General features: G+C 63.4%; 24 protein-coding genes. 21 read left to right on the top strand and 3 right to left on the bottom strand.

Features of this window, described 5'->3' with window-relative positions; genetic code table 11:
* Positions 1 to 6: 6 nt before the first annotated feature.
* Positions 7 to 2,517: a type I DNA topoisomerase gene (gene topA / locus MRUB_RS08200; RefSeq protein ID WP_013013879.1), complete on the bottom strand. Its 2,511-nt coding sequence runs from the start codon at positions 2,515 to 2,517 to the stop codon at positions 7 to 9.
* 222 nt (positions 2,518 to 2,739) lie between these two features.
* On the opposite strand from topA, the gene MRUB_RS08195 reads away from it, so the two are divergent.
* Positions 2,740 to 3,048 (top strand): hypothetical protein, encoded by a 309-nt coding sequence (locus MRUB_RS08195; protein WP_013013878.1) that lies wholly within the window; start codon positions 2,740 to 2,742, stop codon positions 3,046 to 3,048.
* 14 nt (positions 3,049 to 3,062) lie between these two features.
* Here MRUB_RS08195 and MRUB_RS08190 read toward each other — a convergent pair whose 3' ends face one another.
* Positions 3,063 to 4,430, bottom strand: a complete 1,368-nt coding sequence (locus MRUB_RS08190; protein ID WP_013013877.1) for an acetyl-CoA hydrolase/transferase family protein — start codon at positions 4,428 to 4,430, stop codon at positions 3,063 to 3,065.
* An 88-nt stretch (positions 4,431 to 4,518) separates the two neighbouring features.
* Here MRUB_RS08190 and MRUB_RS08185 point away from each other — a divergent pair, with 88 nt between their 5' ends.
* Positions 4,519 to 4,725, top strand: coding sequence for a hypothetical protein (locus MRUB_RS08185; protein WP_015586901.1), 207 nt, complete (start codon positions 4,519 to 4,521; stop codon positions 4,723 to 4,725).
* Here MRUB_RS08185 and MRUB_RS08180 read toward each other — a convergent pair.
* The gene (locus MRUB_RS08180; RefSeq protein WP_013013875.1) at positions 4,722 to 5,381 is read right to left on the bottom strand and encodes a DUF502 domain-containing protein; all 660 of its coding nucleotides are present in this window, start codon (positions 5,379 to 5,381) and stop codon (positions 4,722 to 4,724) included. The genes MRUB_RS08185 and MRUB_RS08180 overlap by 4 nt on opposite strands.
* A gap of 173 nt (positions 5,382 to 5,554) precedes the next feature.
* Between MRUB_RS08180 and MRUB_RS08175 the strand changes: the two genes are divergently transcribed.
* The 19 genes from MRUB_RS08175 to MRUB_RS08090 all read left to right on the top strand — a co-directional run bounded on the left by MRUB_RS08175 (position 5,555) and on the right by MRUB_RS08090 (position 19,798).
* Entirely contained in the window at positions 5,555 to 6,034 is a 480-nt protein-coding gene (locus MRUB_RS08175; RefSeq protein WP_013013874.1) for a DUF456 domain-containing protein, read from the top strand.
* A gap of 51 nt (positions 6,035 to 6,085) precedes the next feature.
* The gene (locus MRUB_RS08170) at positions 6,086 to 6,955 is read left to right on the top strand and encodes a DUF1028 domain-containing protein (protein WP_013013873.1); all 870 of its coding nucleotides are present in this window, start codon (positions 6,086 to 6,088) and stop codon (positions 6,953 to 6,955) included.
* On the top strand, positions 6,952 to 7,365 hold the full coding sequence (locus tag MRUB_RS08165) for an NUDIX hydrolase (protein WP_013013872.1): 414 nt from the start codon (positions 6,952 to 6,954) through the stop codon (positions 7,363 to 7,365). The genes MRUB_RS08170 and MRUB_RS08165 overlap by 4 nt, the downstream gene beginning before the upstream one ends.
* 12 nt (positions 7,366 to 7,377) lie before the next feature.
* Entirely contained in the window at positions 7,378 to 8,076 is a 699-nt protein-coding gene (locus MRUB_RS08160; protein ID WP_013013871.1) for a gamma carbonic anhydrase family protein, read from the top strand.
* A gap of 26 nt (positions 8,077 to 8,102) precedes the next feature.
* Complete coding sequence (locus MRUB_RS08155; protein ID WP_013013870.1) at positions 8,103 to 8,474, top strand: DUF2946 family protein; 372 nt, start codon at positions 8,103 to 8,105, stop codon at positions 8,472 to 8,474.
* Between the two features lie 108 nt (positions 8,475 to 8,582).
* Complete coding sequence (locus MRUB_RS08150) at positions 8,583 to 8,996, top strand: hypothetical protein (RefSeq protein ID WP_235438194.1); 414 nt, start codon at positions 8,583 to 8,585, stop codon at positions 8,994 to 8,996.
* Positions 8,993 to 9,316: a copper resistance CopC family protein gene (locus MRUB_RS08145; protein WP_013013868.1), complete on the top strand. Its 324-nt coding sequence runs from the start codon at positions 8,993 to 8,995 to the stop codon at positions 9,314 to 9,316. Before MRUB_RS08150 ends, MRUB_RS08145 begins: the two co-directional genes overlap by 4 nt.
* Positions 9,307 to 9,423, top strand: a complete 117-nt coding sequence (locus MRUB_RS16215; RefSeq protein WP_081439952.1) for a copper resistance protein CopC — start codon at positions 9,307 to 9,309, stop codon at positions 9,421 to 9,423. Before MRUB_RS08145 ends, MRUB_RS16215 begins: the two co-directional genes overlap by 10 nt.
* Positions 9,424 to 9,436: 13 nt before the next feature.
* Positions 9,437 to 9,874 (top strand): copper resistance CopC family protein, encoded by a 438-nt coding sequence (locus tag MRUB_RS08140; protein ID WP_013013867.1) that lies wholly within the window; start codon positions 9,437 to 9,439, stop codon positions 9,872 to 9,874.
* A gap of 67 nt (positions 9,875 to 9,941) precedes the next feature.
* Positions 9,942 to 11,093, top strand: a complete 1,152-nt coding sequence (locus MRUB_RS08135; RefSeq protein WP_013013866.1) for a CopD family protein — start codon at positions 9,942 to 9,944, stop codon at positions 11,091 to 11,093.
* Between the two features lie 58 nt (positions 11,094 to 11,151).
* Positions 11,152 to 11,895 (top strand): MbnP family protein, encoded by a 744-nt coding sequence (locus MRUB_RS08130; RefSeq protein WP_013013865.1) that lies wholly within the window; start codon positions 11,152 to 11,154, stop codon positions 11,893 to 11,895.
* A gap of 6 nt (positions 11,896 to 11,901) precedes the next feature.
* Positions 11,902 to 12,975 carry a cytochrome-c peroxidase gene (locus MRUB_RS08125; RefSeq protein WP_013013864.1) on the top strand — a complete coding sequence of 358 codons (1,074 nt, stop codon included), beginning with the start codon at positions 11,902 to 11,904 and terminating at the stop codon, positions 12,973 to 12,975.
* Positions 12,972 to 13,406, top strand: a complete 435-nt coding sequence (locus tag MRUB_RS08120; RefSeq protein WP_013013863.1) for a hypothetical protein — start codon at positions 12,972 to 12,974, stop codon at positions 13,404 to 13,406. Before MRUB_RS08125 ends, MRUB_RS08120 begins: the two co-directional genes overlap by 4 nt.
* A 221-nt stretch (positions 13,407 to 13,627) precedes the next feature.
* A complete protein-coding gene (locus MRUB_RS08115; RefSeq protein WP_015586906.1) occupies positions 13,628 to 15,112 on the top strand; it encodes a M16 family metallopeptidase in 1,485 nt (494 codons plus the stop codon).
* A complete protein-coding gene (locus MRUB_RS08110) occupies positions 15,109 to 16,509 on the top strand; it encodes a M16 family metallopeptidase (RefSeq protein WP_013013861.1) in 1,401 nt (466 codons plus the stop codon). The genes MRUB_RS08115 and MRUB_RS08110 overlap by 4 nt, the downstream gene beginning before the upstream one ends.
* Positions 16,510 to 16,553: 44 nt before the next feature.
* Positions 16,554 to 17,324: a metal ABC transporter ATP-binding protein gene (locus MRUB_RS08105; RefSeq protein ID WP_013013860.1), complete on the top strand. Its 771-nt coding sequence runs from the start codon at positions 16,554 to 16,556 to the stop codon at positions 17,322 to 17,324.
* 1 nt (position 17,325) lies between these two features.
* A complete protein-coding gene (locus MRUB_RS08100) occupies positions 17,326 to 18,117 on the top strand; it encodes a metal ABC transporter permease (RefSeq protein WP_013013859.1) in 792 nt (263 codons plus the stop codon).
* A gap of 67 nt (positions 18,118 to 18,184) precedes the next feature.
* Positions 18,185 to 18,664 carry an RrF2 family transcriptional regulator gene (locus tag MRUB_RS08095; RefSeq protein ID WP_013013858.1) on the top strand — a complete coding sequence of 160 codons (480 nt, stop codon included), beginning with the start codon at positions 18,185 to 18,187 and terminating at the stop codon, positions 18,662 to 18,664.
* A gap of 9 nt (positions 18,665 to 18,673) precedes the next feature.
* The gene (locus tag MRUB_RS08090; RefSeq protein WP_013013857.1) at positions 18,674 to 19,798 is read left to right on the top strand and encodes a cysteine desulfurase family protein; all 1,125 of its coding nucleotides are present in this window, start codon (positions 18,674 to 18,676) and stop codon (positions 19,796 to 19,798) included.
* Positions 19,799 to 19,850 lie beyond the last annotated feature (52 nt).

Here is a 19,850-nt window from a genome sequence, read left to right as displayed (position 1 = left end):
CCCTGCCTAGGCGCTTACCGCTTCTTTGCGGGCCTTGCCGTACTCCATGCGCAGCTTGAACATGGCCTGGCGGAAGAGTTTCAACACGGCCTCTTCGGGCTGATTGAGGGCTTTGGCCACGGCAGCTACCTGCTTTTGCTGGCCCTGGGTGCGGCGGGCCACCTCGGCTTGCTCGGGGGTGAGGCCGGCTTTGGTGATGAAGGGCTCGAGGTCGGCCCAGGTGGCGCTGGCTTTGGCCCTGTCCTTGACCTTGTTTTTGGCTGTACCGGAGGTTTTACTGCTGCTTTTTGTGCGCCGCTGGTTCAGAGCCTCGAGCTTGGGCCCGCCGTAGCGTTCACAGCCTGGATTGGTACAGGCCCGCTTGCCGCTGCGACCCTTGGCCACCTCGTTCCAACCGCAAAGGGGGCACTTGTCCGGCAGCAACGGGTCGAAGGATAAAAAGTCGCAGGCCGGGTTGTTGCAGCGGTAGTAAGGCTTGCCCCGCTTGCTGGTTTTTTGCACGACCTCGCCCGCGTGGCATTTGGGGCACTCGATCCCGGTGGAAGGGGCCTCGTCGCGGGTGTACTTGCACTCGGGGTAGCGGCTACAGCTAATAAAACTGCCGTAGCGCCCGTGCCGGCGCACCAGTTGACCCTCCCCACAGGCTGGGCAGGCTTCCCCGATGGGCTCGGGTTCTTTTTTGAGCTCGAGGCGTTCGGTGTGTTTGCACTCGGGGTAGCCGGTGCAGCCCAAAAACTGCCCGAACCTCGAGACCTTGAGCTCCAGGGGCCGCCCGCATTTAGGGCAGAGTTTTTGCGGCACCTTGGCAAAGTCCTTGAGGAAAGGTTCGTAAAACTCACGCACCACCTTGGGCCAGGCGGCTTTGCCCTCCTCGATCTCGTCGAGGCGGGACTCGAGCTGGGCGGTAAAATCGTAGGCCACCACGTCGGGGAAGCTCTTAATCAGGTAGCCGGTAACCTCGCGGCCCAGCGGGGTGGGCTTTAGCGACTTGCCGCTGCGCTCGAGGTAACCCCGGCGCTCGAGGGTGTCGATGGTGGGGGCGTAGGTCGAAGGCCGCCCGATGCCCATCTCCTCGAGGGTTTTGACCAGGCTGGCATCGGTGTACCGTGGGGGCGGCTCGGTGAAATGCTGCTCAGGCGTAACCTCCAGCAGGCGGGCGCTGGCGTTTTCCTGTAGGGGCGGTAGCCGGTTTTCGGCTTCGTCGCCTTCTTCCCGCCCATACACCCGCAGGTAACCGTCGAACTTCAGCACCGAACCCACCGCCCGGAAGATCAGGTCGCCGCTGGGGGTTCCACTGGCCCCAACCACCGTCACGGTGGTCTGATCAAAAACCGCTGGGGTCATCTGTGAGGCCACAAAGCGCTGCCAGATAAGCTGGTATAACCTGTACTCCTCGTCGCTGAGGTGCTTGCGCAGCGCGTCTGGGGTTCGTTCGGTCGAGGTAGGACGGATGGCCTCGTGCGCGTCCTGGGCGTTGGCGGCTTTTTTGCCCGCAAAAAAATTGGGCTTCTCGGGCAGGTAGGCCGGCCCAAAGTGGCGCGGGATAAAGGCCCGCACCTCGGCCAGGGCCTCCTGCGAGACTCGAGTTGAGTCGGTGCGCATATAGGTGATGAGGCCCACGGTGCCCTCGGGCAGATCAATCCCCTCGTAAAGCTTCTGGGCCACGCGCATGGTGCGGCTGGCTGTCCAGCCCAGCCTGCTGCTGGCCGCTTGCTGGAGGGTCGAGGTGATGAAAGGGGGAGGGGCATTGCGGCGCCGCTCACGGCGCTCGATGCTGCCGATGCGGTAACCTGAGACATCTTTTGCGAGCCGGGCGATCTCCTGGGCCTGTTTTTCACTGGTGATCAGGAATTTATCGCCGGACTGCACCCGCTCCGAGCCCAGGCTGTACAGCATGGCTTTAAACTGCTGGCCCTCCGACTCGAACCGACCCTCGAGGCTCCAGTGTTCCTGAGGAACAAAGGCCTCGATTTCCTGCTCCCGCTCAACCAGCAGCCGCAATGCGACCGATTGCACCCGGCCCGCCGATAGGGCCCGGCGCCGAAACTCCATGCTCAGCACCGGCGAGAGCTGGTAGCCCACCAGCCGATCCAGCACCCTCCGGGCCTGCTGGGCATCGACCAGGCTTTGGTCTATTGGGCGTGGCTTCTGCACGGCGGCCCGCACCACCTTGGGGGTAATCTCATGGAACTCCACCCGTAGAGGGGTTTGCGGGTTGAGGCCCAGCAGCCGGGCCACGTGCCAACCGATGGCCTCACCCTCGCGGTCGGGGTCGGTGGCGATGAGCACCCGTTTGCCTCGAGCCGCCCGCTTGAGCTCTTCCACAATGGGTTGTTTGTCTTTTTTGACAGTGTACTGCGGTGCAAAATCGGCCTGGGTATCCACCCCCAGTTCGTGCTCGGGCAGATCGGCTATGTGACCTTTGCTGGCCCGCACCTCATAGCCAGCGCCCAGCATTTTTTGAATGCTTTTGGCTTTGGCGGGTGATTCCACAACAATTAAGGTTGAATCCGGCATACGGTTCAGTATATGGACGAGGCGCGGCCGGTTTGTCAAGGGCATACCTGACACAAGACTTTAGGTCTGATGCGCAATAAACCCGTCCTGATCAGGCTTTTAGACTGGCCGACCGAACTAATGCGCCGGAGAAAATGAGGAAAGCCTCAGACCGGGGCAGGCTACGGCTAATAACGCACCTGTTTACGCGTTCTGTAGCCAAAATTTCGGCTATCTTAAGCTATGTCCATCGAAGTCCGGATTCAAAAACTTTTGCTACAGATTGAAACGGAAAGCTTTCGTCTGTGCAGGGTTGAGTCCCACCCGGCCTTCAAGCTGTGGTTGAGCAAGGAACCCAGGCTGAGTGAGGGCCTGGCCAGCGTGCGCAGGTTTTGGAAAATTTTCTGCGATGACGCCAGCCACAACGATCCCCTCATTCCCCAGTACATCGAGCTGATCGAGAAGGCCACCACCGACCTGGCCCAGAGCCTCGACCTGATGTACAGGGCCCTGGGTTTTGAGCAGCCCTCGAGCGCAAAAAACCCTAATTGAGCCGCGTTTTTTGGTTACTGTGGAGCAGAAAAACCGGGGTAGCTTTTGGGCAGCAAGCCTCGTTCAAACGCGGCCCGGCTTAGCTCCTCACGGAAGTTGGGGTGTGCAATGCTGATAAGAGCCTGGGCCCGCTCGCGCAGGCTTTTGCCGAACAGCTCGGCCACGCCGTACTCGGTGACCACATAGTGCACATCGGCCCGGGTGGTTACAACGCCGGCGCCGGTTTTGAGTAGAGAAACAATCCGACTAAAGCTTCCATCCTTGCCGCTGCTGGGGAGGGCAATGATGGGTTTGCCGCCGTTGCTGGCCGCGGCCCCACGGATAAAGTCGAGCTGGCCACCAAAGCCGGAGTAAATCCGGGTGCCGATGGAGTCGGCGCAAACCTGGCCGGTGAGGTCGACCTCGAGGGCCGAGTTGATGGCGATCATATGGTCGTTGCGGGCTATGTTGATGGGGTTGTTGACCCAGTCGGCGGGCCGCATCTCGAAAAGGGGGTTGTTGTGCACGAAGCGGTACAGCCGCTCGGAACCCAGCACAAAGGTGCCCACCACTTTGCCGGGGAGCAAGGTTTTGCGCTGCCCGGTGACGAGGCCCTTTTCTAAGGCCTCCATCACGCCATCGGAGATCATCTCGGTGTGGATGCCCAGATCCTGGCGGCCGGTAAGGTTAGCCAGCACGGCGTCCGGTATGGCCCCAATGCCCATCTGCAGGGTACAGCCGTCGTCAATTAGATCGGCCACGTACTTGCCAATCCTGGCCTCGACTTCACCAAACGTGTCGCGCGGTAGTACCGGAAGCGGAAAATCCACTTCCACAAAGGCGGCGAACTTCGACACGTGCACAAAGGTGTCGCCCAGCGTGCGGGGCATTCGCGGGTTGACCAGGGCAATAACCCGCCGGGCCTGTTCTACCGCGGCCTTGGCGGCGATTACCTCCACACCCAGGCTCACAAAACCGAATTCGTCCGGGGGGGAAACCTGTACCAGGGCGTAATCCAGGGGCAGCACACCCCGCTTGAACAGCCAGGGTACTTGATGCAGCGAGATGGGCACGTAATCGGCCCGGCCGGAGTTGACTGCCTCGCGATCGGCGGGGCCTACAAACAGCGAGCGTCGGCGGAAATGCCCCTCCATCTCGGGGGCCAGGAAGGGGTCGGGGCCAAGCTGCAAGACATGCACCAGCTCAACCTGCTCCAGCTCGTCTTTGCGCTGGGCCAGGGCCTCCAGCAGGGGGGTGGGGGTCGCCGCATTGCCCGAGACAAAGACCCTTGAGTGGCTCTTAATCATGCCAGCCGCGGCATCCAGGCTGACCAGCTTGCTTTGGTACACCTTTTCTACTTCGCTGCGCCCCAGGGCTTTTCCGGTACGTGAAATCCCTTCCATGGCCCCATACTAGCCTGCTTCAGGCGGGACAGATGCCCGAGGGGGCCGCATAACGCCGGTATAACGCTCGAGGCCCTACCCTAGCCTTATGAAGGGTGATCTCATGCGCTCCAGAGCGATTGCCCTAATCATTCGTATGTGGCAGGGCCCCGATGGCGTGGTTAAGGCTTCCGTGCGCCCTTCCCAGGGGGGGCCGACGCGATACTTCCCTAACCTGGAGGCTCTTAAAAACTACCTCGAGCAGGCCCAGGAACAGATCGAAACGGCCACCGACCCCACAAAGGGTTTGCGCTAGGCGCTGGGTTCGGGGGGGAGCGAGCCGGTCTCGAGGAGTTGTTTGGCCCGTTGATTGGGCAGGATGAAGCCTGCCGATACCACGTACTTGAGGGCGTCTTCAATGCTAATGTCCAGGGGAATTACGTCCGCGGTGGGCACGATGATGGCCATTCCGGATGCAGGCACCGGGCTGGTAGGTACGAGCACCACCGTGTATCCTTCGGGTAAGGGCGACAGGCGTTTGCCGACCTGGGGGCTGGCGATAAAACACAAGGTATACAGGCCCTTGCGGGGGTATTCGATGAGCGCTGCACGCTGGAATTGCACCTCGGGCTGGCCCAGCAGGGTGTGGGCGATCTGCTGCACGGCGTTGTAGACTTCGCGCACCAGGGGAATGGTTTTGATGCTGCGGTCAATGGCCCCCAGAACGAGCCGCCCCACATAGTTCCCGGCCAGTGCGCCCACCAGGATCACCAGGCCCAGCGTGGCGAGAATGCCCAGAATGGGCAGAAACGGTGATAGCCAGCGGGCAGGCTCGGCACCGATGATTCGCAGAATGCTCTCGATAAGGCTGTTTGACCAGTTGTACACCCACCACAGGAAATACAGCGTGACCGCGATGGGCAAGGTAGAAAGCAGACCGGTAATGAAGTAGCGTCGAAGTCGAGCGGCCATATCTATACTCAAGAGTGTAATGAAATAAACAGGATTGAAAAAGGTTTTGCTCGGTGTGGCTACCGAAATGGGCCAGGGGGCGCCGTCTGGCGAGCTGCTCGAGGAGATGGCGGGGGCTCAAACCCAGCCTCGAGCGGTTGGCTTCTCATAGCCCCTTGCTACACTGTAAAGCCGTGAACGCTTTTGCCGACTGGCTGTTTGTGGCGGTGTGGTTGGTGGCCCTGGTGGCGACCTTTATTCCGGTGGTTCCGGCTGGGTTTGTCATTATTGGGGTGGCGCTGCTGCACGAATTGCTGCTGGGGTTTAGAGAAATCACCATACCGGTCTGGATTGTTTTGGGCTTTCTAACGGTGCTTTCTTCGCTGGTGGACAATATTGCTGGGGCCATAGGGGCCCGGCGTTATGGAGGCAGCCGACAGGGGGTCTGGGGCGCTTTTATTGGGGGTCTTCTGGGTCTTTTTGTTCTGCCTCCCCTGGGCTTGTTCCTGATGCCCTTTGTGGGCGCTTACGTGGGGGAGCTGGTGGCAGGGCGTTCGATCCAGGAGGCCCTGCGGGGGGCCTGGGGGGCGGTGGTAGGGCTGTTGGGAGGGTTGGCGGGTAAGTTTCTAATACACCTGCTGATGGGTATTTTGGTCATTCAGGCCATCTTCTAGCTACCGGCCTGGAGTATTTAGGGGGCTGGCGACAACGGTAGGATAGGGCTCATGAAGGCGAACCAGCCGGTTCACACCTTTTCACTGGTGGCCCGCGACCCCGATACCGGCGACTTAGGGATTGCGGTTGCCAGCAAATTTCTTGCGGTCGGTTTTGTGGTGCCCTGGGCTAAAGCGGGCGTGGGTGCACTGGCGACCCAGTCCTACGTCAACCCCAGCTTCGGCCCCATAGGCCTGGCCTTGATGGAGGCGGGAGCCGGCCCGGAGGATATTTTGGCGGTGTTTGCCCGCAACGACCCCGATCTGGCCAGGCGCCAGTTTGGCTATGTGCTGGCTTCAGGTGAGAGCCTGAGTTACACCGGGCAGGAATGCCAGGCCTGGGCCGGCAGCCGCTTTGGCCCTGGCTATGCGGCCCAGGGTAACTTACTGGCCGGGCCGGAGGTACTGGAGGCGCTCGAGCACACCTTCCTAAACCGCACCGACCTGGCCTTTCCCGAGCGCCTGCTGGAAGCCTTGTTCCAGGCCGACCGGGCCGGGGGTGACCGGCGGGGCCGGCAGTCGGCTGCGTTGCTGGTGGTGGGTACAGGAAAGGGCTACGGGGGCATGGAGCGCTGGATTGACCTGCGGGTAGACGATCATCCCGACCCGGTAGCAGAGCTGCGGCGGCTGCTGAGCATCCACCGGCTGCTTTTTGGCGCGGGCGAGCCGGGCCGACCTTTACACTCCGACGAGATTGCCTGGATTCAGGCTCTGCTCCGCCGCCAGGGGCTTTACACCGGTGAAGCCAGTGGGGTCTGGGACGAGGCCACCGAAAAAGCCTTTGTAATGCTCGTTGGAATGGAGAACCTCGAGGAGCGCTACCGGGGTGGGCCGGTTTTGGATGAGATGGTTCTCAAGTACTTGCAGGAGAAGTTTGCATGAGCCATAGGGTGCTGGGTGCGGGTGGTGTGCTGTTCAATCCCCAGGGGCAGGTTCTGCTCATTCGAGACCGGCTGGGCTACTGGTGTTTCCCCAAGGGGCACCTGGATCCAGGGGAAAGTTTGGAGCAGGCCGCCTTGCGCGAAGTTGAAGAGGAAACCGGCCTTAGAGGCACTGTAAGACAAAAACTGTCCACCACGCGCTACCAAAACAACAGGGGTATCGATCGGGAGATTCACTGGTTTTTGATGACAGGGGAGGGTACGATTCGGCTCGAGCGGGGTTTGCACGGGGCGGGCTTCTTTGATCCAGCAGAAGCAAGGCGTTTGCTGGCCTTTCCCGAGGATGTCCGCTTGCTGGATGAGGCCCTGGTGCAGGCTCGAGCGCAGGGTTTGAGCGTAGACTTAGATTAAAAAGGAGTGAGTATGGCCGTCTACCGACTGGGCGAACACGTACCCCAAATTCATCCCAGCGCCTTTATTGCCCCCAACGCGCTAATTGTGGGCCAGGCCGAAATAGGCGAGAATGCCTCGGTCTGGTTTGGCGCGGTGGTGCGCTCCGATACCGAGCGGGTGGTGATAGGCGCTGGAAGCAACGTGCAGGACGGTGCCATCCTACATGCTGATCCGGGCGATCCCTGTATCCTGGGACAGAACGTAACGGTGGGCCACCGGGCGGTGGTGCACGGGGCGCTGATAGAAGATAGGGCCCTTATTGGGATTGGTGCGGTGGTGCTCAACAAAGCCCGGGTGGGAAAAGGGGCGATGGTGGGCGCCGGGGCGGTGGTGCCGCCCGGGATGGAAATTCCGGAAGGCATGCTGGCAATCGGCATTCCCGCCAAGGTGCGCGGCCCGGTGGAGCCAACCCAGAACGCCGAGCGCTATGTGGAGCTTTCGCGCTACTACCTGGCCCACCTGGCGCCGATTGCACCCATTGGCCGCTACCACATCACCCTGCGCGGACAGGATGCCCTCAACCCCTTCAGCGACCTGCACCTGCAGCTCAAGCGAGGAGAACCCGAAGCCCTGGCAGCCCTGCGGGCCATTGCCGAGGGCCGAACCCGGGATGCTAAGCCAGAGGTGCTGCAAGAGCTGGTTCGGGAGGGGTTGATCCGCCCGATATAGGTAAGGCCAAATCGGTTACAATATCGATGCGATTGATGATGCGGGGCAGCAAGTCCAGCACCCCTCGAGCCCTGGCTGCACTTGGGCTGGTGGGCCTGGTATGCCTGACCTCGCTGTTGTTTGGTCTGCGTGGGGTGGTGATGTTCTCCATAGAACCCACAGCCACCCAACCGCATGAAGCCACCCACCACGGCACCGAAAAAACCCATCACCACCTCGAGCATTGCCCGCTTTGCGTTTTGCATATGCTGCTGCCCGACCTAACCCCGGTGCTGAATGGGGTTCTTGTGGCCTCTTTGGTGGCGCGGCTCTGGTCTGGGGCGCAGCAGGCCCGGGATGAGTTTCTGAAAGCCGTGGCGGCTCGAGGGCCGCCCCTAGCTATACACGGCATTTTTTAGGTTTTTCGGCCCCAAGGAATTTTGTTACAGACTCCCCTTGAAGAGGGGGTGCTGAGAGGTTGTTACATGCGTGCTTTTTCCTGCCTTGCTGTACTTCTGGCTTTTGTGATGGTTCCAGCTTTAGCGCACGAGCGGGTGGAGGTAGGCCCTTTTGTCTTTGCGGTGGGCCAGCTTAACGAGCCCTCGATGGCCGGGGAGATCAACGGTCTTGACCTAATCATCCGCCGTAAGGCCGACAACTCACCGGTAGTTGGTGCGGAAAAGAACATCACTGTAGAGATTATCGGCCCCTCGGGTCAGCGCCGCGTCTACAAGTGGTCGGAAGACGCCAAAGATATTTACCGGCTCCGACCCCAGCCTGGTGCGGATCGGGCAGGCCGCTACCAGACGAAGTGGATCCTGGCCGTTCCGGGGCAGTACCAGGTGCGGATATTTGGCGAGATTGAGGGGACAGCCTTTGACTTCACGGTTGGGGGCAGTACCTTCAACATTCGCGATAAGTCGCTGTTCGAGGTCAGATGAGAGCCTTTTGGATGATTGCTGCGACCCTGGCTTTGGCTGGGGTCGCGCATGCGCACGCCTATCTGGTGAACAGTTCACCCGTCGAGAACGTGCTGCTTCGCAGGCCGCCGGGTGAGGTGCGGCTGAGTTTTACCGAGGCGGTGGAACTGCGCTTTTCGCAATTTGCGGTGTACGCCCTCGAGGTGCCCAATGAGCGCTGGCGGGAGGCGGGCTGGTTGCAAGAACAGGCCAAAGCCCTGGCAGAGAAGGCGTTGTCCGCTGGAGGGGTTAAACCAGCAGGGCGGGTGGATGCCGGGCTGACGCTGAAAATGTGGTCATAGCCCTCAGACCGGGTTTGGGCCCTGGGGTGTATGTGGTGCTGTGGCGGGTGCTTTCGGTGGACTCACACACCACCCAGGGGTTTTTTGTGTTTGTCGTAGAGCCCTGAGGAGGAAACCTTGATGCGCTGGTATGTCGGTTTATTGTTGTTGGTGGCTCCGGTTTTTGCCCACGCCGAGTACAGAAGCTCCACCCCACCGGCCAACGCCACCCTTCGAACCATGCCCCGGTCGGTGACCATAAACTTTAGTGAGGCCGTGGAGGTGCGGCTCTCGAGCTTCAAGGTTTATCCCCTCGAGACCCCTCCAGCGGCCCTGGGTAACTTTACGCAGCTCAGGCGCCTGGCCCGTTCCCTGGTGCAGCAGGTGCTGCCTTTGCGCAACGACACCACCCGCCGGGTGGACGCCGGGGTGAGCACCACCGCTCGCACCAGCAAGAGTGTCACGGTGCTGCTGAAGCCGGGCCTGCAGCCGGGGGCCTATGTGGTGATGTGGAAAAACCTGGGGGTGGATGGGCACACCGAGACCGATTTTTTCGTGTTTGTCTACAAGCCGTCCTAGCGCTCTGATAACCTATCGAATACCGGAGAGTAGCGCCTGGTCTAGGAACCCCAACCCCTGAGCCGCTATGCCCCACGAACACGACAACACCCTCTCGATTCTGCGGGCCATCCTCTACCTGGGGGTGTTTATGCTGCTGGGGGGTGGGGTGTTCAGCCGGTATGTGGGGCCGGAGGCGGCCAGGGCCCAGCGCTGGCGGCTGTGGTACCTGATCTCGGGTGGTTTCCTACTGGCCGTAGGTGCCACCCTTTATGGCGTGTACCATGTGACCTGGATGCTGGGCGATACCTCGCTTTTGCTCAGCTACCTGCTCGAGACCTCCCAGGGTAACTGGTTGCTGTTGCGGCTGGGGCTGCTGGTGGGCCTGCTGTTTTTGTCCATGGGCTGGTTTCGCTTGGATCGCTGGCTCTACCCCCCGCTGGCGCTGGGGCTTCTTTTTACCCTCACCCTCACCTCGCACGCCGCCGGGGGCGGGCTTGTGCAGATGTTTGCCGGGCTTTTGCACCTGGCATTTGCGGCGGCCTGGGGCGGGAGCGTGCTGGCGCTGGCCGTGGCCTGGCCAGGCAGCCGCTACGATGCCATTCTGCGGGCCATCCAGCGCCTTTCGACCCTGGGCCTGGGTGCGGTGGTGCTCCTGTCGCTGATGGGCCTGTACCTGTCCTGGGTTCGCCTGGGCGAGGTGACCCACCTGTGGGGCACCGCCTATGGCCAGCGCCTGCTCCTCAAGCTGGGGCTGGTGGGGCTGGTGGTGGGGCTGGCGGCGGTCAACCGGCTCTGGCTGCTGCCCCGGTTGCGGGAGAAGCGGATCAAGGGCTTGCAGACGGTGAGCCTCGAGGCCGCCCTGCTGCTGGGGGTGCTGCTGGTGAGTGGTTTTCTAGCCACCACCGAACCGCCCCCCCCAGCCCGCCAGGCCGTGCCCCGCCTCATCAACATCGCCGAGGCCCAGGGCGACCGGCGCTATGTCGGTCAGTTGTTCAGCCAGGGCGGTCTGATTCACCTCTACCTGGATCTGCGCGATGCCCAGGGCAACCTGCTGGAGCGTGGCCCCAGCCTGCGTATTCGTGCTGAGCGAGAAGCAATGCGCCTGGAGGATGCTGGAGGCCCGGTGTACAAAGCGCAGTATCACTTTGCCCTGTTGGCCCAAACCCCTGGTGCGTGGCAGGTTACCCTGGAGCTGCCGCACAAGACCCTCGAGTACACCCTCGAGGTAGCCCCCTGAGGGCTGCTTCACACGAAAACCGTTCAGGTTCTGCTAACCTCAAAATAAGGGGTCGGGTATGAAAAAGGGCTGGCTAGTGTTTTTGCTGCTGTTGAGCGCCCACGCGCTGGCTGTGCCGGTTGAGATAAAGGTGAATTTGCGGGTGGGGGACAGGCCCTTGCAATGGGGGCAGACCTACCAGACCCCTCAGGGCCAGCGCTACCAGATTGACCTGCTGAAGTTTTACATTTCCGAGGTGGCCCTGGTGCGCCCGGATGGCCGCGAGGTGCGCGCCGACGGCCTGGCCCTGGCCGAGTTCAAGCGGGATGGCCCTACCCAGGGGGTGAGCGTCATGAGACTGGACGTGCCGGCGGGGCAGTACCGGGGCCTGCGCTTCAATGTGGGCGTGCCGCGTGAACTCAACCACCTTGACGCGGGCACCCAGCAGCTACCCCTGGGGGTAAACTCCGGCATGTACTGGGCCTGGAATCCCGGCTACATCTTCTACAGGCTCGAGGGCACCGCCTTACTCCCTGAGGGCAACCAAAAATGGGTGATCCACATGGGCACCGACACCTTTCGTATCCCGGTGCGCCTGCACGACCTCCAGACCCGGCGGGTGCAGATCAACATCCCGCCCGGTGGGGGGGTTATTGTGCTCAACCTGGATGTGGCCCGGGCTTTTGAGCCGGGGCCGGGCGGGGTTTTTGTGGACTGGCGCAAGCAGCCCCTGCGCCAACTGCACGGCCTGAGCCCCGAGACCAGCCTGCTGATGTCGGTGGTTTACTTCAACATGCAGACGGCCTTTTCGCTGGCCCAGTAGATGCGTATGCGACGGCGGCCAATGGTCTGGGTGGGGCTCCTGCTGGGGGTGGGCCTGCTGGGCTGGTACTTCTGGCCCCGCTCCGTCCCTCCGCCCTCCGTGGTTGAGCAGCCCCCCCTGCACCCTTCCAGCCCCCGCATTCTTTTTGCCGAGCGGAGCGTGCCCATCCCCGAGGACAACCCCCAGACCCCGGCCAAGGTGGCCCTTGGGCGGAAACTGTTCTACGACACCCGCCTTTCCAAGGACAACACCGTTGCCTGTGCAAGCTGCCACAGGCCCGAGTTCGCCTTTAGCGATGGAGGTAAGGCGGTGAGCACCGGCATCTTTGGCCGCAAAGGCACCCGCAATGCTCCCACCCTGACCAACGTGGGCTTTCGTCGGCACCTGTTTTGGGAAGGGCGTTCTCCCCGGCTCGAGCTCCAGGCGGTGGGCCCCCTCACCGCCCACGACGAGATGGGCCTCGAGCCCGAGGAACTCGCCCAGCGGCTCCAGGCCATCCCCGAGTACGCCCAGGCTTTTCAGGAGGTCTTTGGCGAGCCCCCCAGCCTGAGGGCCGTCACCTATGCCATTGCAGCTTTCGAGCGCACCCTGGTTTCCTACAATAGCCCCTTCGATCGTTACCAGGCCGGCGACGACCAGGCCCTGAGCCCGGCAGCCCTGCGCGGGATGGAACTCTTCTTTAGCGAGAAGGGGGACTGTTTCCACTGCCATGTGGGCCCCGACTTCACCGACGACGAGCCCCGCAACACCGCCCTCTACACGGTCTACAAGGACATCGGGCTGGCCCGCGCCACCGGCAAGGACGAAGACGTGGGCAAGTTTAAAACCCCCACCCTGCGCAACGTTGCGCTCACCGCCCCCTACATGCACGACGGCTCCATCCGAACCCTGCGAGAGGTTGTCCAGCACTACAACCGCGGTGGTGAACCCAACCTCAATGCCGACGCCCTCATCCGGCCCCTGGGCCTCACCGACCAGGAAGTAGACGACCTGGTGGCCTTCCTGGAGGCCCTCACCGATACGAGTTTTACCACCAACCCGGCCTTGCTGCCGCCCGGCGGAAAGGGGAGCACCCCATGAGGTATGCCCGGATTGGATGGCTTGTCCTGCTGCTTGGCCTGGGGTGGGCCTGGGGCCACCCGTTTGAGGGCAGCGGGGGCTATGTGCAGGGCCAGGTGGACTTTGAACCCAACGACGCCCCGCCCATCGCCGGTAAGGCCACGGTGGCCTGGATTGAGTACATCCAGGTGGGCGGTCTGCCCATCAAGCCACAGGACTGCTTCTGCATGCTGCTTTTTTACCAGGGCCGGGTCAGCGCCACCGCCCAGCCCGACGCCCAGGTGCGCTTGCAGCCCAACCCGCGCACCGGGCGCGTGGAAGGGGTGGTGACCTTTCCCAAGCCCGGCCCCTACTTTCTGGTGCTCATGGGGCGGCCCCTGCCGGGCAAGCGGGTTCCGCCTTTTATCATGCAGAGCATCATCCAGGTCTTGCCGCCCCCGGCAGGGCGGTAGAGGGGGCCTCGAGGCTCCAGTGCCAGTACCCGGAAGGGTTCGGCTGGGCCTCTCGAAGGCAACCCCAAAGCCTCAAGTTGCCGAAAGGGCGTGGTTGGGCGGATAACTTTGCCTGGGCTGATCGCCGTCATTCCACAGTATCTGGCAACTGTAGACCTTCCTTCAGTCTGGACGCGGAATTTGCGGCGTAATGGTAAAAACTCGACACCGCACAGGAGGTCATGGTGAAAAGACTGGTCTGGTTGCTCTTGCTGGTGCTGCTGCTGCCAGGGGCTTTGGCCCAGCAGCTCCGTGAGCAGATCCGCAAATACACCCTCGAGAACGGCCTGCGCGTGCTGATGGTGCCCGACAAGACCGCCCCGGTGATCCACTTCAACCTGATGTTCGACGTGGGCGGGGTGGACGAGGCCCCCGGCCTGGGGGGGATCGCCCACATGGTCGAGCACATGGCCTTCAAGGGTACGCCCAGCATTGGGAGCCTGGACTGGCCCAGGGAAAAAGCGGCCCTCGAGGCCATCGACAAAGCCCGCGCCGAGCTGGATCGGGCCATTGCCAACCGGGCTTCGCAGGGGGAGATAGAGCGGCTGACGGCAGCGTTCAACCAGGCCCGCGAGGAGGCCAAGAAACTGGCCCTGCCCAACCCCATTGACCAGCTCTTCACCAACAACGGCGAGCAGGGCCTGAACGCCTCCACCGGCTACGACCGCACCGATTACCGGGTCTCGCTGCCCTCCAACCGCCTCGAGCTCTACCTGCGGGTCTATGCCGATGTGCTGCTCAACGCGGTCTTCCGCAGCTTCTACGAGGAGGTCGACGTGGTGCTGGAGGAGCGTCGCCAGCGCAGCGAGAACGACCCCAACGGGGCCTTGAGCGAGGCCTTCCTGCGCGCGGCCTTCCAGGTGCACCCCTATGGCCGCCCCCTGATTGGCAGCCGCGAGGAGATTCAGGGCTACCGGGTGGACAAGGCCATGGAGTTCTGGAAGACCCACTACCACCCCAACCGGGCGGTGCTGGTGCTGGTGGGGGATGTGGAGCCGGAGCGCGACATCCAGTTGGTGCGCCGCTACATGGGGGCCGTGCCCAGAGGCCCCGAGCGGCCCAACCTGAGCATCCCCGCCGAGCCGCCTCAGACCGCCGAGCGCCGCACCAGCATCGAGTACAACGCCCAGCCCAGCCTGCTGATTGGCTTCCACAAGCCCACCTACCCCAACCGCGAGGCCTACGTGATGGACGTGATTGACTCCATCCTCACCGAGGGCCGCACCAGCCGGCTCTTCCGCCGCCTGGTCATCCAGGAGCAGGCGGCCCTGAACGTGAGCTCGAGCTCGGCCTCGCCGGGTTTCCGCTACCCCAACCTGTTCACCATCTCGGCCCAGCCGCGCGCCCCCCGCACCACCCAGGACCTGGAGCGCCTGATTTACGAGGAGCTCGAGCGGCTCAAGAACGAGCCGGTGAGCCCGCAGGAGCTGCAAAAAGTGCGCAACCAGACCCGCGCGGCCTACCTGCGGGTGCTGCAAGGTGGGCCGGGGCTGGCCCAGGCCCTGGCCTTCTACGAGCTGTTCTTTGGCGGCTACCAGCGCATCTTCGAGGAGGAGGCCATCTACAACACCATCACCGCCGAGGAAATCCAGCAGGTCGCCCGCAAATACTTCACCCCAGAAAACCGCACCGTAGCCACCCTGATTAGCCGGGGAGGTAGCCGATGAAAGCGATATGGAGTTTGTTGCTGGCGCTTCTGACGCTGGGCCTGGCCCAGGGCGTACCGGCCGACTGGCCCGACCCCTTCAAGATGCAGTTCCAGCGGTTGCAGCCGACCGCCATCCAGCCCACCCGCGTCCAGCTTTCCAACGGCCTGACGGTTCTGCTGATTGAAGACCGCAGCCTGCCCTTCGTGAACGGGCGCATCTACCTGCGGGCCGGCTCGATTTACGAACCCGAGGACAAAGTGGGCCTGAGCGGGATTTTCTCCGCGGTGATGCGCACCGGCGGGGCCGGGGATCGCACCCCCGACCAGGTGGACGAAACCCTGGAGACCCTGGCCGCTTCGGTGAGCGTGAGCACCGACAACCTCTTTACCTCGGTGGCCTTCAACACCCTGACCGAGAACCTCGATCAGGTCTTGCAGATCTGGGTCGATGTGCTGCTGCGCCCGCGCTTCGCCCAGGATCGGGTTGACCTCGAGAAGGGCCGGGCTTTGGAGGCCATCCGCCGCCGCAACGACCAGCCCACCCAGATTGCCGTGCGGGAGTTCGTGCGCCGCATCAACGAGGGCCACCCCGCGGGGCGCATCAGCAGCACGGCCTCGATCCAGTCCATCACCCGCGACGATCTGCTGGCCTTCCACCAGCGCTTCTTCAAGCCCAACGGGGCGGTGCTGGCCGTTACCGGCGACTTCAACACCCAGGAGATGGTAGCCAGGCTCGAGCGCACCCTGCAGGGCTGGGCGCGGGGCGAGGTCAGCCTGCCCACCTTTGCGCCGCCCAGCCCCAAGCCCGGCATCTACTTTGTACAGAAGGAGACCAACCAGAGCGTCATTTACATGGGCAACCCCACGGTGACGGCCTTTGCCCCCGGCTACAGCGAGCTGGATCTGGCCAGCCGGGTGCTGGGGGATGGCTTCAATAGCCGGCTCTTCCTGGAAGTCCGCACCAAGCGCGGCCTGGCCTACGCCACCGGCGGGGCCCAGACCCAGGGCTTCGGCTGGCCGGGCTTTTTCTACGGGGCCTCTATTTCCCGCGTCGAAAAGACCGCCGAGGTCATCGAGCTGATGCTGGCCCAGTTCCGCGACCTGCGCCAGCGCCCGGTGAGCCAGGAGGAGCTCGAGCTCTTCCGCAACAACATCCTCAACGCCGAGGTCTTCCGCTTTACCTCCAAACAGGCGGTGGCTGAGCGCATCGCCCGCACGCAACTGCTGGGCCTGCCCGATGACTACTACGAGCAGTACGTGCGCCAGATTCAGGCCGCCACCCCGGCCGATTTGCAGCGGGTGATGCAGCAGTATGTGCGCCCGGAGCAGTTCGTGATTGTGGTGGTGGGCGACCAGCGCCAGTTCGACAAGCCGCTCTCGAGCCTGGGCAACGTAATCGAAGTGCCGCTGGAATAAGGCCCCTATCCAAAAGGTCTATTGATAGCGTATTATCAGTAAATATGGCCGCGCCGGCGGTGGAGATTGAGCAGTATTCGGTGCGCTTTGGCGAGTTCCAGGCGCTGCAAGAGGTGAGCCTCGAGGTGCCCGAAGGGGCCTTCGTGGCCATGGTGGGCCCCAACGGGGCCGGCAAGAGCACCCTGCTCAAGGCCCTGCTGGGCCTCGAGCGGGGTTCCATGCGCGACGGCCCCACCCGGGTCACGGGCCGCATCCGGGTCTTTGGCCACCCCCCCCGCGAGGTGCCGCCCGGTTGGGTGGGCTATGTGCCGCAGGTCAAGGGCTTCGACCGCAGCTTTCCGGCCCTGGCCATCGAGGTGGTGGTCTCGGGCCTGCGGCGGCACTGGCCCTTCCGGATTGGCCGCGAGGAACGTAGGCAGGCCAGCGAGGTGCTGGAGAAAGTGGGGGCCCTGCACCTGGCCAGCCGCCGGCTGGGCGGGCTCTCGGGGGGCGAGCTGCAGCGGGTCTACCTGGCCCGGAGCCTGATCCGCCAGCCCCGGCTGCTGCTGCTGGATGAGCCCGCCACCGGGGTGGATGTGGTGGGGGAGGCCGACCTGTACCGCCACCTCGAGGCCTACCAAGCCGAGCGCGGCGCCACCATCCTGATGATCACCCACGACTGGGAAGCCGCCCAGCACCACGCCTCGGCGGTGCTGGTGCTCAACCGGCGGGTGGTGGGCTACGGCCCCCCTGAGAAAGTGCTCTGCCACGAGTGCCTCAGCCAGGCCTTTGGGCACGTGGGTCATGCCCACCAGGTGGTTCTGGGGGGGCGCTAGGATGCTCGAGGCGCTTCAACTTCCCTTTATGCAACGGGCCCTGCTGGCCGGCCTCCTGGTGGGCGGGCTGGCCAGCTACCTGGGCGTCTTGGTGGTACAGCGCCGCCTCTCCTTTCTAGGGGATGGCCTGGCCCACGCCGCTTTTGCCGGCGTCGCGCTGGGTCTGCTGCTCCAGCAGGAGCCCCTCTGGGTGGCTATTCCCTTTGCGGTGGGAATTGCCTTGCTCATCACCTGGGTTCGCGAGCAAAGCAGCCTGGGCGACGATACCGCTATCGGGATATTTTTTGCCGTCTCGGTGGCGCTGGGGGTGCTTTTTATGTCCCTGCGGCAGGGCTTCGCTCCGGACGCCGTGGCCTACCTTTTCGGCTCTATCCTGACCGTCACCCCGACCGACCTACAGGTGATGGGGCTGCTGGCCCTGTTAATGCTGCTCCTGGCCCCGTTGTGGCGCTACTGGGCCTACGCCACCTTCGACCGCGAACTGGCCCTGGCCGACCGCCTGCCGGTGCTCCGGCACGACTACCTGCTCTCGGCCCTGATAGCCCTGGTGGTGGTGGTCTCGGTCAAGGTGGTGGGCGTTGTCCTGATCGCCGCGTTTGTGGTGATTCCGGCGGCCACTGCCCGCCTCCTCAGCCAGACCTTTGCTGCCATGACCGTATCGGCCATCCTGATCGGTACGCTATCGGTGCTGCCGGGCCTGGTGGCGGCGTACGCGCTGGATGTGCCAGCCGGCAGCGCCATTGTGCTTGCGCAGGCCTTGCTGTTTGGGCTGGCACTGGCCTTGCGCCGCTAGCGTGGTTTTTCGCCAAGAGTGAAAATCCTCCTTTTTCTTACGGGTTTTGGGGATTTATACTAGGGTTATGTGGGTCTCGACCAAAGCGCAGTATGGGCTGCGGGCCCTGGTGGAGATTGGCTTGCGGCAGCCGCAGGCGGTGCCCCTCAAGGATGTGGCCGAAGCCCAGGGCATTAGCCTGCACTACCTCGAGCAGATCGCGGCCCAGCTTCGCCGGGCGGGGTTTATCCGCAGTGTTCGGGGGGCCCGTGGTGGTTATAGGCTGGGTCGTCCCAGCGAACACATCGATGCCCTGGAAGTGGTGGAGGCTTTGGAGGGGAGCCTGGCCCCGGTCATCTGCCTGGACGACCCCGAGCTGTGCTGGCAGACCGGGCACTGCTCCACCGAAACCCTCTGGAAGAGAGTAGACGAAGCCATGCGGGGGGTTTTGCGGAGCACCACCCTGAAAGACCTGATTGAAGAGCGCCGGCTGATTGAGTCGCGCAAGCTGGTGCAGCTCGAGCCCGCCATGCCCGCAGAACCGGGAGAGGGCACCCGCCCCGCCTAGCCCCAGGCCATGATCTACCTCGATTACGCAGCCACCACCCCCCTGGATCCCGAGGTCAGGGCGGCGATGGAGGGGGTGCTGGAGGAGTACGGCAACCCCAGCTCAATTCACCAGCTTGGCCGGCGGGCCCGCAGCCTGCTGGAGGAGGGTCGCGAACGGCTGGCCCGGGCCCTGGGTGCCAAACCCCGGGAGGTGGTGCTTACCGCTGGCGGCAGTGAGGCCGACGCCCTGGCCCTGTACGGGGTGGCCCTGGCCCGGGGCCGGGGGCACCTGGTCAGCACCGCGGTGGAGCATTCGGCGGTCTTGCAGGCCCTGAAGAACCTCGAGCGCCTGGGTTTCGAGGTGACCCTGCTTCAGCCCGACCGACACGGCCTCATCTACCCCGAGCAGGTGGCCGAGGCTCTGCGGCCTGCGACCATTCTGGTTTCGGTAATGGCCGTCAACAACGAGCTGGGCACCCTCTACCCGGTTCGGGAGATCGCCGAAGTCTGCCATGCGCGGGGCGTGCTCTTGCACACCGACGCCGTGCAGGCCATGGGCACCGTGCCCTGCCAGGTGGAGACCCTGGGGGCCGATCTCATCTCCCTGGCCGCGCACAAGTTTTACGGCCCCAAAGGGGTGGGGGCCTTGTATGTGCGCAAAGGGGTGGAGCTATTTCCGATTATCCCGGGTAAGCAGGAGCAGGGGTATCGGGGCGGCACTGAGAACCTGCCAGCGGTGTATGGCCAGGGGCTGGCTGCAGAAAAGGCAGCGGCACGGCTGGCTGAAGAATCGCGGCGGCTTCTGGCTTTGCGTGAGCGGCTCGAGGCCGGGCTTCTGGCCGTACCCGGTGTACTGCTCAATGGACATCCCACCCTGCGCAGCCCCAAGCACGTCAACGTAACGGTGCGGGGGGCCGATGGGGAGGGCTTATTGCTCAACCTCGATCTGCTGGGGGTGGCGGTGTCTTCGGGCTCGGCCTGTAGCAGCGGGAGCCTCGAGCCCTCCCATGTGCTGCTGGCGATTGGGCGCAGCAAGGAAGAGGCCAGGGCCTCGGTGCGCTTCAGCCTGGGGCGCTATACCACCGAGGCCGAGGTGGATCAGGCGGTCCAGGCCTTTGCCGAGGCCGTGGAGCGCTCGAGGGTTTACACATAGCGGTTCCGGGTGCAACCCCTTGCCACCAACCCTGGCGGCAAGGGGCGTATCC

Source organism: Meiothermus ruber DSM 1279 (assembly GCF_000024425.1).
Taxonomy (GTDB): domain Bacteria; phylum Deinococcota; class Deinococci; order Deinococcales; family Thermaceae; genus Meiothermus; species Meiothermus ruber.
Note: the sequence above shows the minus strand (reverse complement) of the source record. Positions and strands in the feature narration are given on the sequence as shown.

What these genes read in the sequence shown, in the direction of transcription:
- topA (WP_013013879.1), bottom strand. Translation starts at nt 2,517, where the DNA reads ATGCCGGATTCAACCTTAATTGTTGTGGAATCACCCGCCAAAGCCAAA.
- MRUB_RS08195 (WP_013013878.1), top strand. Translation starts at nt 2,740, where the DNA reads ATGTCCATCGAAGTCCGGATTCAAAAACTTTTGCTACAGATTGAAACG.
- MRUB_RS08190 (WP_013013877.1), bottom strand. Translation starts at nt 4,430, where the DNA reads ATGGAAGGGATTTCACGTACCGGAAAAGCCCTGGGGCGCAGCGAAGTA.
- MRUB_RS08185 (WP_015586901.1), top strand. Translation starts at nt 4,519, where the DNA reads ATGAAGGGTGATCTCATGCGCTCCAGAGCGATTGCCCTAATCATTCGT.
- MRUB_RS08180 (WP_013013875.1), bottom strand. Translation starts at nt 5,381, where the DNA reads ATGGCCGCTCGACTTCGACGCTACTTCATTACCGGTCTGCTTTCTACC.
- MRUB_RS08170 (WP_013013873.1), top strand. Translation starts at nt 6,086, where the DNA reads ATGAAGGCGAACCAGCCGGTTCACACCTTTTCACTGGTGGCCCGCGAC.
- MRUB_RS08165 (WP_013013872.1), top strand. Translation starts at nt 6,952, where the DNA reads ATGAGCCATAGGGTGCTGGGTGCGGGTGGTGTGCTGTTCAATCCCCAG.
- MRUB_RS08160 (WP_013013871.1), top strand. Translation starts at nt 7,378, where the DNA reads ATGGCCGTCTACCGACTGGGCGAACACGTACCCCAAATTCATCCCAGC.
- MRUB_RS08155 (WP_013013870.1), top strand. Translation starts at nt 8,103, where the DNA reads ATGCGATTGATGATGCGGGGCAGCAAGTCCAGCACCCCTCGAGCCCTG.
- MRUB_RS08150 (WP_235438194.1), top strand. Translation starts at nt 8,583, where the DNA reads ATGGTTCCAGCTTTAGCGCACGAGCGGGTGGAGGTAGGCCCTTTTGTC.
- MRUB_RS08145 (WP_013013868.1), top strand. Translation starts at nt 8,993, where the DNA reads ATGAGAGCCTTTTGGATGATTGCTGCGACCCTGGCTTTGGCTGGGGTC.
- MRUB_RS08140 (WP_013013867.1), top strand. Translation starts at nt 9,437, where the DNA reads ATGCGCTGGTATGTCGGTTTATTGTTGTTGGTGGCTCCGGTTTTTGCC.
- MRUB_RS08135 (WP_013013866.1), top strand. Translation starts at nt 9,942, where the DNA reads ATGCCCCACGAACACGACAACACCCTCTCGATTCTGCGGGCCATCCTC.
- MRUB_RS08130 (WP_013013865.1), top strand. Translation starts at nt 11,152, where the DNA reads ATGAAAAAGGGCTGGCTAGTGTTTTTGCTGCTGTTGAGCGCCCACGCG.
- MRUB_RS08125 (WP_013013864.1), top strand. Translation starts at nt 11,902, where the DNA reads ATGCGACGGCGGCCAATGGTCTGGGTGGGGCTCCTGCTGGGGGTGGGC.
- MRUB_RS08120 (WP_013013863.1), top strand. Translation starts at nt 12,972, where the DNA reads ATGAGGTATGCCCGGATTGGATGGCTTGTCCTGCTGCTTGGCCTGGGG.
- MRUB_RS08115 (WP_015586906.1), top strand. Translation starts at nt 13,628, where the DNA reads ATGGTGAAAAGACTGGTCTGGTTGCTCTTGCTGGTGCTGCTGCTGCCA.
- MRUB_RS08110 (WP_013013861.1), top strand. Translation starts at nt 15,109, where the DNA reads ATGAAAGCGATATGGAGTTTGTTGCTGGCGCTTCTGACGCTGGGCCTG.
- MRUB_RS08105 (WP_013013860.1), top strand. Translation starts at nt 16,554, where the DNA reads ATGGCCGCGCCGGCGGTGGAGATTGAGCAGTATTCGGTGCGCTTTGGC.
- MRUB_RS08100 (WP_013013859.1), top strand. Translation starts at nt 17,326, where the DNA reads ATGCTCGAGGCGCTTCAACTTCCCTTTATGCAACGGGCCCTGCTGGCC.
- MRUB_RS08095 (WP_013013858.1), top strand. Translation starts at nt 18,185, where the DNA reads ATGTGGGTCTCGACCAAAGCGCAGTATGGGCTGCGGGCCCTGGTGGAG.
- MRUB_RS08090 (WP_013013857.1), top strand. Translation starts at nt 18,674, where the DNA reads ATGATCTACCTCGATTACGCAGCCACCACCCCCCTGGATCCCGAGGTC.